The following is an 11710-nucleotide window of genomic DNA, read 5'->3' as shown; positions in this document are numbered from 1 at the left end:
GATCAAAGCTTCTCGAGCTCGTCCACCAACCCCGAGATCACGCCCAACCCACGATCCCAGAAAGCGGGATCGGACGCGTCGAGCCCGAACGGCGCAAGCAGTTCCTTGTGCCGCTTGATGCCGCCCGCCTTCAGCATGTCGAGATACTTGCCCTCGAAGCCCGGCAAACCGGACTGATAGGCCGCGTACAGCGAATTCACCAGGCAATCGCCGAAAGCATAGGCGTAGACATAGAACGGCGAGTGAATGAAGTGGCCGATATAGGACCAGTAGTATTTGTACTCGTCGTCGAAGGTGAAGGCCGGGCCAAGGCTCTCGCTCTGCACCGCCATCCAGATCTCGCCAATGGCATCGGGTGTCAACTCGCCCTTGCGCCGCTCGATATGCAGGCGCGATTCGAAATCGTAGAAGGCGATCTGGCGCACCACCGTATTCAGCATGTCCTCGACCTTGCCGGCGAGCATGGCTTTGCGGGTGCTCTTGTCGGGTGCCGTCTTGAGCAGCGACTGGAAGGTCAGCATCTCGCCGAACACCGAGGCCGTCTCTGCGAGCGTCAGCGGTGTGTCAGCCATCAGGGCGCCCTGCGGCGCCGCCAGCACCTGATGCACGCCGTGCCCCAGCTCATGCGCCAGGGTCATCACGTCACGCACCTTGCCCTGGTAGTTCAGCAGCAGATAGGGATGCGCCGACGGTACGGTCGGATGGGCGAAGGCGCCGGGCGACTTGCCGGGGCGCGCCGGGGCATCGATCCACCCGGTGCCGAAGAACTTGCGCCCGACATCGGCCAGTGCCGGCGAGAAGGCGCCATAGGCATCGAGGACGATCTTCTCCGCCTCGTTCCAGGGAATCGTGCGATCGTCGTGTTCCGGCAGAGGCGCATTGCGGTCCCAGTACGGCATCCTGTCGACGCCGAACCACTTGGCCTTGAGCTTGTAGTAGCGATGGGCGAGACGCGGATAGGCTGCCTTCACGGCGGTGGCGAGGGCATCCACGACTTCGTCCTCGACCACGTTGGCAAGGTTCATGGCCGACTGTGGCCGGGCGTAATGGCGCCAGCGGTCCTCGATCTCCTTGTCCTTGGCCAAGGTGTTGGTGATCAGCGAGAAGACGCCGATATTCTCGCCCTGCACCTTGCCGAAGGATTTGGCGGCTTCCTTGCGGATGTCCGGATCCTTGTTCGACAGCTTGTCGAGGATCTGGGGCTCGCTCAGCATTTCGTTGCGGAACGGATAGCGAAGCCGGGCGATGGTCTCGTCGAACAGGCGCGACCAGGCGGCACGACCGACGACATACTTTTCGTGCAGCGCCTTCTCCAACTCGTCCGAGAGCTGATGCGGACGGAACACGCGCAGGTCACGCAGCCACGGACCATACTTGGCCAGCACCGGATCCTTCTGCTTCTCGGCAAGATCGGCGTCCTCGATCTTGTTGATCTCGAGCCGGAAGAACACCAGCGTCGAACCGATGTCGGTCAGTTTCTCCGACACATTCTGCGAGAACTGGCCACGCTGCGGATCTGCCATGTCCTGCGCGTAGTAGAGCGAGGCGTAGGAGCCGATGCGCCCCATCAAATCCTGAAGCACCTCGTATCGTGCAATCGCGCTGCCCAGCGCGGCACCGTCGAGCGACGCAACCTTGCCCTCGTAGGCCTTCGCGAAGGCCTCCGCCTCCCCGGCTGCGCGCTTCAGGTCGCGCTCGAGATCCGTTCCAACAGGACTCGAATAGAGGTCGGACAGGTTCCAGGTGGGGAGGTCGCCCAGGACAGCGTTCATTGACCAAAACTCCTTGCTGGACAGGGATATGGGACCTCGACCGTCTCCCGGCCAGAGCGGCCCTGCTCATGATGTGCTCTAGCATGCCGGCAGCGCTTGGGCATGCGCCCGCGACGTCGCCGCGCGGCGATTTCTTCACGCAGCCTTACAGTTACAGCGGCGTTACGCGCCGTGCCCCGGATCCGCTGCGATGGCGTCAAGAAACGGACCGATCAAAAGTGCCGCAAAGGGTTCTATCTCCGTGACGTCGCTGTCCCGATAATGTCCCGCCGCATCGAGAAGATTGAGGGTGCCGAGAACACGGCCGGCGTAGATCACAGGCACGTTCACGGCGGATTCGCATCCGAGCGACACGATGAGCTCGTGATCGAAGAACGCCCAGGCAATGTCCTTCGCGTCGTGGCCGACCCAGGCCTGCCGCCCCTGGATCACACGCTGGTGCCAGGGCGAGTCGGTGATCTCCTTATAGCCGCCGACCGGGTATTCCTTGGGCATGTTGGTGTAGATGCGCTTCACGCGCTTGCCGCTCGGCGCGACATAGAGCAGCGTAAACAGCTTGTGCCCGACCGTCTCGGCCAAGGCGCGGTCCACAACCTCGAACAGCGCCTGCGGCGGACCAGGCTGCCTCAGGGCAGCCAGGCAGGTTTCGAACGGTGTCATGATTTTCCTTCCATCGGGAGACGTGGAGCCGCCGGAACCCGCTCGGACAACAGGCCGCCGGGCGCGAGACGCAAGACCAGGATCAGAGCGACGGCGATGATCAATTCCTTTAGGGCGGCACGCTGGACAGCGGAGATCACCGGAACGAGTTCGACCAGGAACCGGGCGGATTCCAGCAACACCATCAGCAGATAGGCGCCGATGAGCGCTCCGGCAGGTCGGCCGGTGCCACCACCCGCCACCGCCAGAAAGACGTAGACCGTGATGAGCGGCAAGAACAGATCCGGCGCGATATACGACGTGAAGTGGCCATAAAGCGCGCCGGCGAGACCGGCGATACCGGCGGACAAGGCAAAGGCTTCCGCCTTGAAGCGCAGCACCGGCTTGCCGGCGACCTGCGCCACCTGGGCATCCTCCCGAATGGCGCGCAGGACGCGACCATAGGGCGAACGGTCGATTCGGCGCATCAAGAGGAAGACCAACGCGAGAATTGTCAGAACGATCAGGAGGTAGACCGCGTTGAAATCGCTACCCAGCAGCGCCTTCCACGGTCCTGGAATTCCCGAGATACCATCGGTTCCGCGCGTCAGCCAGACTTCGTTCGCCGCGACGAGACGCACGACCTCGGCGAAGCCCAGAGTGACGATGGCCAGATAATCTTCTCTCAGGCGCGTGGTCGAGAGCGTGACGACCAGACCGGCAAGGCCACCTGCCGCCAGGGCCAGGATCCAGCCCGCGACGATCGGCAAGTGGGCGTCCGTTGTCGCCAAGGCCGAGGCATAGGCGCCGACCGCAAAGAACCCGGCGAGGCCGAGATTCACCATGCCCGCCCCGCCCCAGATCAGGTTCAGGCTGAGGGCCAGCAAGCCATAGATGCTGCCGATCGTGGCGATGAAGAGCAGATAGTTCAGCATCGTCAGAACGCTCGCTCGCCGAGCAGCCCACGCGGCCGCGCCGTGAGCACGACCAGGATGGCAAGGAAGCCCACCGCCGTGCGGTATGGCGACCCGACCACCAGAACCGACAGTTCTTCGGCAATGCCGATCAGGAAGGCCCCCAGAACGGCGCCTGGCACGCTGCCGAGGCCACCAAGGACCGCCGCGGCAAAGATCGAGAGCAGGATGCGCGCGCCCGTCAGCGGATCGATCGAGCTGTCCAGGCCCAGCAGCATGCCACCGATCCCGACCAACCCCATGCCGACGAAGCTCGCGATCATGGCTACGCGCTGCGGCCTGATGCCTTTGAGTGCCGCCAACTCCGGATTGTCGGCCGAGGCCCGCATGGCCTTGCCGATACGGGTGAAGGCGAGCGCCGCGAAAACGGCGAGCATGATCGCCAGCGCCAGCCCCATGGTCTCGAGCTGTTGCGGGCTGACGCGGATATCGCCGACGTGAAGGTCGCGCGCGATCGGCCGGTCAAAGCCGCGCAAGTCGTTGCCGAAGCCGAGTCGAATCACGTTCTCCAGCACCAGGCCGGATGCAATCGAGGCGATGGCTGCGGGCAGCGCCCCTTGTTTAACCAGCGGCAAATGCGCCGTCCGATCCAGCGCCAGCCCGACCAGACCGGCGACGGCAAAAGCCGCAACGAGCGAGCCGATGAGTTCGAGGCCGGCAGCGTAGGCCGCATAGCCGGCGAAGGCACCGAGAGTGGCAATGCCGGAAACCGAGAAGTTCGGAAAGCGCAGCACGGCGAACATGGCAGTGAAGCCGATCGCCGGTACCGCGAGAAGCGTACCGGAGATCAGCCCGTTCACGAGGGCTTGCAGCGCGAGGCTCATCGGCTACCGGACCGCAGGCCTGCGACCGACCGGCCGCGATCGGCGAGCCGGAGACCAGGGAGAAACACCACCCCCCGATCTCTCAACCAATCTTCACCAGGGTGAACTTGCCGCCCTTGATCTGGTCGTAGCGGAACTTGCAGTCGATGATGTCGCCCTTGTCGTCGAAGTCGCACGGACCCGAGGCGCCGCTATAGTCGACCTTCTGTCCGGCCGCGATTGCCTTGAGGCCATCCACGGCGTTGTCGACCGCCGTGCCGCCGCCCTGCGCCACGGCACGAATATTGTCCTTGATGCCGACACCGGTGGCGGCCTTGCCCTGAGCAATCGCCATCAGCACCAGATTGACGTGATCGTAGACCTGGCAGGTATAGGGATCAGGGTTTGCAAGGCCGGTCGCCTTCTTGACGCGTTCGTAGGCCTTGCTGCCTTCGTCCGGTGACGGCGAATAGGCATACACGCCTTCGACGACCTCGGGCTGTCCGATCTGATCCACCAGCTTCTGGTTGATGGCATAGCCGAAGCCGATGATCTTGCCCTTGAACCCGGCGCGATAGAGGTCCTTCAGCAGGATGATCGTGTCGGGCGTGTAGCCGGCAGCGAAGATCATGTCGGGATTCGACCGCAGCACCTGATCGACCTCGGTGCGGTAGGTGGTCTTCTTGTCGTCGTAGATGAGGCCCTGATGGGTGGCGCCGGCCTTGGCCACGAGCTTGCCCATCAAGTCGAAGGTCGTCTGCGTAAACGGCGTCTGCGGGATCATGGTGTAGATCTTCTTCGCGCCCAGGGAGAGCATGAAGGTCCCCGATCGCGCTACCTGCAGGGTCGAGTTGGGCTGAGTGCGGACCAGGAAGCCCTGATGCGGCAGCTGCGTGATCGAGTCGGCACCCGACACGGTGCAGAGGAAGGTCTTGCTCTCCCAGCACAGCGGCGCAACCGCGGTCGTCACCGACGATGCCCAGGTGCCCATGATCGCCGCCACCTTGTCGACGTCGATCAGCTTGCGCGCGGCGCGAACGCCGGCATCCGGGTTGGTCTGGTCGTCTTCGCTGGTGAGCTGGATCCGGCGGCCGAGAACGCCACCCGCAGCATTGACCTCATCGACCACGGAAGCGGCAACCTTGGCCATGACCGGTCCATAAGGACCGCCTGCCCCGGTCAACGGGGTCAGCGTGGCAATCTTGATCGGGTCGGATTGCGCCCTCAGAACCGCCGGCGCGGCCAAGGCAGCAACACCCGACAGAAGCGCCGTCCGGCGCCTCAAAGTAACTCGCTTCATGTCTGTCCCCCAGATTTGCCGGCAAGCATAGGCTGCGCCTTGGCGCCGAGAAAGAGATCGCGCACCGTGGGATCCGAGGCCAGGTCCGCCGCGCTGCCTTCGCGCTCGGCACGGCCCTGGACCAGCACATAGGCACGGGTCGAGACGACGAGCGCCTCGAGCGCATTCTGTTCGACCATCAGGATCGATACCCCGGTCCGGTTCAGTTCGACGATCGTGTCGAACAAATCCTCCGCGGCCTGAGGGCTTAGCCCGGCTGTCGGTTCGTCGAGCAGGAGCAGCTTCGGCGCATTCATCAAGGCGATGGCCATCGCCAGGATCTGACGCTGCCCCCCGCTCAAGGTCCGGGCCGCGGCGCGCCGCTTCTCGGCCAGCAGAGGGAAGCGTTCGTAAAGTTCGTCGCGGCGGTCCCGCATGTGCCGGCCGTCGAGAAAGCCGCCCATCTCCAGGTTCTCCGCCACGGTCATCGAGCCGAAGACATTGCGCTCCTGTGGCACGAAGGCGAGCCCCAGCCGGCTGATGGCCGAGGCATCGAAACCAGCGATCTCCCGGTCGAACAGGCGGACCTGGCCTGCCCTCGGCCGCAACAGCCCGGCGATCAGCTTGAGAAGCGTAGACTTGCCCGCACCGTTGGGACCGATCAGCGCGACGATGTCGCCTGAATCCACATGCAGGGTGGCGCCCTTCACGATCTCGTCGGCGGCCGCGTAGCCTCCGCGCAGGTCGGTCACGGTGAGGAGAGCCATCGCTTTGCCTATGCCGCTCTTCGGCCCAGATAGGCCTCGCGAACTTGCGGATCGGCCCGCACGGAATCGAAGGAGCCTTGCGCCAGGACCCGCCCTTCCGCCATGCAGATGACCGGATCGCACAATTCGGCGATGAAGCCCATGTCGTGCTCGATCAACAGGATCGACACCCCTCGCTTGGGCAATTCCAGGAGCCTTTCGCCGATCTCGTTGCGCAGCGTCGGGTTCACGCCCGCGGTCGGCTCGTCGAGGAGGATGAGCTTGGGCTCCGCCATGAGCGCCCGTCCGATCTCGAGAAGTTTCTTCTGGCCGCCGGAAAGCGCCACGGCCTGGTTGTCGATCACCTTGTCGAGCCGCAGGAACCGCGCGATGTCCCAGGCCTGCTCCGCCAGGGCTGCCTCCCTGTCCCGAGCCGCGCGGGATCCGAGTACCGCTCGCCACAGGCTTTCGCCGGGTTGGTCACGGCCGTAGAGCATGAGGTGCTGGAACACCGACAGCTTGGGAAAGCCGCGAGCGACCTGGAAAGTGCGAACCAGACCGGCCCGGCTCACCTTGTCCGGAGAAAGGCCGCCGATTTCACTCCCCGCGAACCGGATCGATCCGGCATCGGGCGGCACCAGGCCGGAGACGACATTGAAGAGCGTCGTCTTCCCGGCGCCGTTGGGTCCGATCAGGCCGGTGATGCGGCCGGCCGCGACGGAGAAATCGACGCCGCGCAGCACCTCCAGACCGTAGAAGGCACGACGCACATCGCTAAGCTCGAGAAGAGACGACGACAACGGGATTGAAGCTCACAGGCGGTTATAGGCTTTGAACCACTCTACGAACTTTGGGATGCCCTCTTCCACAGAGACTTTGGGCGTCCAGCCGAAATCCCGCGTGGTCTCCGTGATATCTGCCGAGGTTTCCAGCATGTCTCCCGGTTCGCCGGGCTTCAGCTCGATCTTGGCCTTTTTGCCGATCGCCTTCTCGAACAACTCGATGACGCGGACGATGTCCTCGCTGCCGGCGGTGCCGATATTGTAGAGCCGATGACTCGGCTCCTGCGGCGGCTTGTCGAGCACGGCCAGCGTGCCGGCCACGATGTCGTCGATATAGCTGAAATCGCGCTTCACAAAGCCCAGATGGAACAGGTTGATCGTCGAACCCTCATGGATCGCCTTGGCGAAGATGTAGGGCGACATGTCAGGCCGGCCCCAGGGGCCGTAGACCGTGAAGAAACGCAATCCGGTCGCCTTGATCTTGTGAAGGTGCACATAGGCCTCGGCCATGAGCTCCGCTGACCGCTTGGTCGCCGCGTATATCGAGACCGGATGGTCGACCCGGTCCGCGACCGAGAAAGGCAGTTTCGGATTGCCCCCGTAGACCGACGAGGACGAGGCATAGACAAAGTGCCTCAAGCCGGTAAGGCGGCGGGCAAGATCCAGGACAATGAGCTGCCCCATCACGTTGGCTTGGGCGTAGATGAAGGGATCGGTGATGGACTGGCGCACGCCCGGCTGGGCCGCCAGATGGACGATGCGATCGACCTCCGGATAGCGCGCCGCCAGGGACAGCATCGCCTCGCGGTCGGTGATGTCGAGTTCGCAGAAGGTAAAGTCCTTATTCTCCCGAAGGGGTTTCAAACGGGCGAACTTCAGGACCGGATCGTAATACGGGCTGAAATTGTCGACGCCGAGGACGCGCTCGCCCCTTGCCAGCAAGGCTCGCGCAACATGCGAGCCGACGAAGCCGGCAACGCCGGTAACCAATATCGTCATGAAATGTGGGCTTGCCGATCAAACGAGGGACGGAGCGCTGATTACAACGTTTCAACGCCGAACGAAACCTTGAAACGGGGCGCAAGGTTGAAGCGGTGCATATTCAGAAAAACGTCTTTTTTTGTCGCCCTCTTCCTTCCGGATTGATCGGCGCAACATTCTGTCGCTACCGTTACCTATATAAAGGGCCAGGGAGGTTGCCATGACCCAAGCGGTGACCTTGGACGACAAGTACGTACTGGAGAGCGGTCGGGTCTATCTGACCGGAACACAGGCGTTGGTCCGCCTGCCAATGATGCAACGCCAGCGCGATCAGGCTGCCGGCCTCAATACGGGCGGCTATATCAGCGGGTATCGCGGCTCGCCGCTCGGAGGCTTCGACCAGGCCCTCTGGCAGGCCAAGCGCTTCATCAAGAAGAACCACATCGAGTTCCAGCCCGGCCTCAACGAGGACCTGGCCGCGACTGCCCTGTGGGGAACGCAGCAGATCCATCTCTATCCGGGCGCGCGCTACGACGGCGTTTTCGGCATCTGGTACGGCAAGGGTCCCGGTGTCGATCGCTCCGGCGATGCCTTCAAGCACGCCAATTACGCCGGCACCTCGAAGCACGGCGGCGTCGTGGCGCTGGCCGGTGACGACCACATGGCCAAGTCATCGACGGTGGCGCATCAGAGCGAACCTGCCTTCATGGCCGCCGGCATTCCGGTCATCCATCCGGCCGGCGTCCAGGAGTATCTGGATTTCGGCCTCCACGCCTTCGCGCTGTCGCGTTATTCCGGCCTATGGGTCGGCTTCAAGGTCCTGAGCGAGACCGTCGATTCGTCCGCATCGGTCTATGTCGATCCCCATCGGATCGAAGTCCATACGCCGACCGATTTCATCCTGCCGCCCGACGGTGTGCATATCCGCTGGCCGGACGACTGGCTCGGCCAGGAAAAGCGCGTCGTCACCGTCAAGCTGCCCGCGGCGCTGGCCTACTGGCGCGCCAACCGCCTCGACCGACTGGTTCTTGGCCGGCCTGACGCGCGCTTCGGCATCGTCACGGTCGGCAAGTCCTATCTCGACGTCCGCCAGGCGCTCGATGAGCTGGGGCTCGACGACGCGGAAGCCGAGCGGCTGGGCCTTGCCATCTACAAGGTCGCGCTGGTCTGGCCACTGGAAACGCAGGGCGCCGTCGCCTTCAGCGAGGGCAAGCGCGAGATCCTGGTGGTCGAGGAGAAGCGGGCCCTGATCGAGCCGCAGCTCAAGGACGCGCTCTTCAACGCTCCGGCCGATCGCCGGCCGGTGGTGGTCGGCAAGTTGGACGAGCGCGGCCAGCCGCTGTTCAAGTCCGACGGCGAGCTGACACCCTATGAGATTGCCTCGGCGATCGTGAGTCGATTGGGCCTCGAGAGCCTGAGCGAACGCAGCCGGCAACGCTTCGAGGCGCTGAAGCGGCGGGCCGGCCGCCAGATCCGCAACGAGGCCGGCATGGCCCGCGTGCCCTATTTCTGCTCGGGATGCCCGCACAACACCTCGACCAAAGTGCCGGAAGGCTCGATGGCGATGGCCGGCATCGGCTGCCACACGCTCGCCATCGGCATGGAACGCAACACCAAGACCTTCACGCATATGGGGGCCGAGGGCGTGCCGTGGGTCGGCGCCAGCCACTTCAGCGACATGCCGCACGTGTTCCAGAACCTGGGCGACGGCACCTACTTCCATTCGGGCTATCTAGCCATCCGCCAGGCCATCGCCACCAACACCAACATCACCTACAAGATCCTCTACAACGACGCCGTCGCCATGACGGGCGGCCAGCCGCATGACGGCAACGTCCATCCTTGGACGATCAGCCAGCAGGTCTATGCCGAAGGCGTCCGGCGTATCGCCCTGGTCAGCGACGATCCGGACAAGTACCCGGCCGGCACCACGTGGGCCCCCGGCGTCACCTTCCATCACCGCGAAAAGCTCGACGAGGTGCAGCGCGAATTGCGCGAGGTGAAGGGCGTCTCCGTCCTGATCTACGATCAGACCTGCGCCGCCGAGAAGCGCCGGCGCCGCAAGCGCGGTACCTTTCCCGATCCCAACAAGCGCGTCTTCATCAATCAGGCGGTCTGCGAAGGCTGCGGCGACTGCTCGGTGGCCTCGAACTGCCTGTCGGTCACGCCCGTCGAAACGGAATTCGGCACCAAGCGAGCGATCGACCAGTCGTCCTGCAACAAGGATTTCTCCTGCCTCAACGGCTTCTGCCCGAGCTTCGTCAGCGTCGAGGGCGGCCGCCTGCGCAAGGGCAAGGCCCAAGCCGCCGCCTCCGCGACAACGGCGGAACCGCCGCTTCCTCCCGCCCCCACTCTGCCGTCAGTGACCGACAAGCCCTATGGCGTGCTCATTACCGGCATCGGCGGCACGGGCGTCGTGACCATTGGCGCCATCATGGGCATGGCGGCGCATATCGAGGGCAAGGGCGCGACCGTGCTCGACCAGTTGGGCATGGCCCAGAAGGGCGGCGCGGTCATCAGCCATGTGCGCATCGGCGCGACCCCCGAAGCCTTGCATGCCGTCCGCCTCGGTGCGGGTGGCGCGGGGACGCTGCTCGGCTGCGACCTCGTGGTCAGCGCGAGCCCGGACGCCTTGGCCAAGCTGGAGCCCGGCGCCTCGCGCGCCATCGTCAATACGCACGAGACCATCACCGGCGAGTTCACCCGTCATCCGGATCTCTCCTTCCCCTCCCACACGTTGCGGCTATCGATCGAGGCGGCGACCGGCGCCGAAGCCTGCGATTTCGTCGAGGCGACCCGGCTCGCCACGGGATTGATGGGCGATTCGATCGCCACCAACCTGTTCATGCTGGGCTACGCCTATCAGAAGGGCCTGATCCCGATCGGCCACGCGGCGCTGGAACAGGCGATCGAGTTGAACGGTACCGCTGTTCAGATGAATCTCGGTGCGTTCCGCTGGGGCCGACGCGCAGCTGCCGATCGCGCCGCTGTCGAGAAGCTCGTCGCCCCGGCCGTGGAAGCTCCCAATGTCGTCGCCTTCCCCGGCGGCAACCGTTCCCTGGACGATCTCGTCGCCTCGCGAATGAAACACCTGACGGCGTTCCAGAACGCATCGCTCGCGCAGCGCTACGAGGCCCTGGTCTCCAAGGTCCGGACTGCCGAGCAGAAGGTGCAGCCCGGCCAGAATGCGCTCGCCGAGGCTGTCGCGCGGTCCTATGCCAAGCTTCTGGCCTACAAGGACGAATACGAGGTCGCCCGGCTCTACAGCGAGGCCGCCTTCGCAGCGCAGCTGAACCAGCAGTTCGAGGGAGACTTCAAGCTGAAGTTCCATCTCGCGCCTCCCCTGCTGTCCCGGCGCGATCCGAGAACGGGACATCTGCTCAAGCGCGAGTTCGGTCCCTGGATGGGGTCGGTCCTGCGGCTGCTCGCCCGGTTCAAGTTCCTGCGCGGAAGCTCGCTCGATCCTTTCGGCTACACGGCGGAACGGCGGCATGAACGGGCCTTGATCGGCGACTACGAGAACCTGGTCGGCGAACTGCTGGCCGGCCTGACCACGGCCAACCACCCGCTGGCGGTGAAGCTCGCGTCGATCCCCGAGGACATCAAGGGTTATGGGCACGTCAAGGAGGCCCACCTTGCCAAGGCCAAGCGCAAGGAGGCCGAGCTCCTGGCCCAGTGGCGCCACCCAGACGCCCTGAAGCAGGCGGCGGAATAACCGCCGCTGCCCGATGGCG

9 protein-coding genes are annotated in these 11710 nt (G+C 64.4%); 1 reads left to right on the top strand and 8 read right to left on the bottom strand.

Annotation, left to right across the window (positions count from 1 at the left end; all coding sequences use genetic code 11):
* Positions 1–2 precede the first annotated feature (2 nt).
* The 8 genes from B5D62_RS04350 to B5D62_RS04315 form a co-directional block, all read right to left on the bottom strand.
* Positions 3–1772, bottom strand: coding sequence for a M3 family oligoendopeptidase (locus B5D62_RS04350; RefSeq protein ID WP_085932561.1), 1770 nt, complete (start codon positions 1770–1772; stop codon positions 3–5).
* Between the two features lie 162 nt (positions 1773–1934).
* On the bottom strand, positions 1935–2432 hold the full coding sequence (locus B5D62_RS04345) for a GAF domain-containing protein (RefSeq protein ID WP_085932560.1): 498 nt from the start codon (positions 2430–2432) through the stop codon (positions 1935–1937).
* Positions 2429–3346, bottom strand: a complete 918-nt coding sequence (locus B5D62_RS04340; RefSeq protein ID WP_085932559.1) for a branched-chain amino acid ABC transporter permease — start codon at positions 3344–3346, stop codon at positions 2429–2431. Before B5D62_RS04340 ends, B5D62_RS04345 begins: the two co-directional genes overlap by 4 nt.
* 2 nt (positions 3347–3348) lie before the next feature.
* Positions 3349–4209: a branched-chain amino acid ABC transporter permease gene (locus tag B5D62_RS04335; protein WP_085932558.1), complete on the bottom strand. Its 861-nt coding sequence runs from the start codon at positions 4207–4209 to the stop codon at positions 3349–3351.
* 82 nt (positions 4210–4291) lie between these two features.
* Positions 4292–5488, bottom strand: a complete 1197-nt coding sequence (locus tag B5D62_RS04330; RefSeq protein WP_085932557.1) for an ABC transporter substrate-binding protein — start codon at positions 5486–5488, stop codon at positions 4292–4294.
* Positions 5485–6234, bottom strand: coding sequence for an ABC transporter ATP-binding protein (locus tag B5D62_RS04325; RefSeq protein WP_085932556.1), 750 nt, complete (start codon positions 6232–6234; stop codon positions 5485–5487). The genes B5D62_RS04330 and B5D62_RS04325 overlap by 4 nt, the downstream gene beginning before the upstream one ends.
* 8 nt (positions 6235–6242) lie before the next feature.
* Positions 6243–7013, bottom strand: coding sequence for an ABC transporter ATP-binding protein (locus tag B5D62_RS04320; RefSeq protein WP_085932555.1), 771 nt, complete (start codon positions 7011–7013; stop codon positions 6243–6245).
* Between the two features lie 12 nt (positions 7014–7025).
* The gene (locus tag B5D62_RS04315; protein WP_085932554.1) at positions 7026–7994 is read right to left on the bottom strand and encodes an NAD-dependent epimerase/dehydratase family protein; all 969 of its coding nucleotides are present in this window, start codon (positions 7992–7994) and stop codon (positions 7026–7028) included.
* A gap of 202 nt (positions 7995–8196) precedes the next feature.
* Here B5D62_RS04315 and B5D62_RS04310 point away from each other — a divergent pair, with 202 nt between their 5' ends.
* Positions 8197–11691, top strand: a complete 3495-nt coding sequence (locus B5D62_RS04310; RefSeq protein WP_085932553.1) for an indolepyruvate ferredoxin oxidoreductase family protein — start codon at positions 8197–8199, stop codon at positions 11689–11691.
* Positions 11692–11710 lie beyond the last annotated feature (19 nt).

The organism is Enhydrobacter aerosaccus (genome assembly GCF_900167455.1).
Classification (GTDB): domain Bacteria; phylum Pseudomonadota; class Alphaproteobacteria; order Reyranellales; family Reyranellaceae; genus Reyranella; species Reyranella aerosaccus.
Note: the sequence above shows the minus strand (reverse complement) of the source record. Positions and strands in the feature narration are given on the sequence as shown.

Bases quoted from the DNA above. Each gene is read 5' to 3' on its own strand.
- B5D62_RS04350 (WP_085932561.1), bottom strand. From the start codon at position 1,772: ATGAACGCTGTCCTGGGCGACCTCCCCACCTGGAACCTGTCCGACCTC.
- B5D62_RS04345 (WP_085932560.1), bottom strand. From the start codon at position 2,432: ATGACACCGTTCGAAACCTGCCTGGCTGCCCTGAGGCAGCCTGGTCCG.
- B5D62_RS04340 (WP_085932559.1), bottom strand. From the start codon at position 3,346: ATGCTGAACTATCTGCTCTTCATCGCCACGATCGGCAGCATCTATGGC.
- B5D62_RS04335 (WP_085932558.1), bottom strand. From the start codon at position 4,209: ATGAGCCTCGCGCTGCAAGCCCTCGTGAACGGGCTGATCTCCGGTACG.
- B5D62_RS04330 (WP_085932557.1), bottom strand. From the start codon at position 5,488: ATGAAGCGAGTTACTTTGAGGCGCCGGACGGCGCTTCTGTCGGGTGTT.
- B5D62_RS04325 (WP_085932556.1), bottom strand. From the start codon at position 6,234: ATGGCTCTCCTCACCGTGACCGACCTGCGCGGAGGCTACGCGGCCGCC.
- B5D62_RS04315 (WP_085932554.1), bottom strand. From the start codon at position 7,994: ATGACGATATTGGTTACCGGCGTTGCCGGCTTCGTCGGCTCGCATGTT.
- B5D62_RS04310 (WP_085932553.1), top strand. From the start codon at position 8,197: ATGACCCAAGCGGTGACCTTGGACGACAAGTACGTACTGGAGAGCGGT.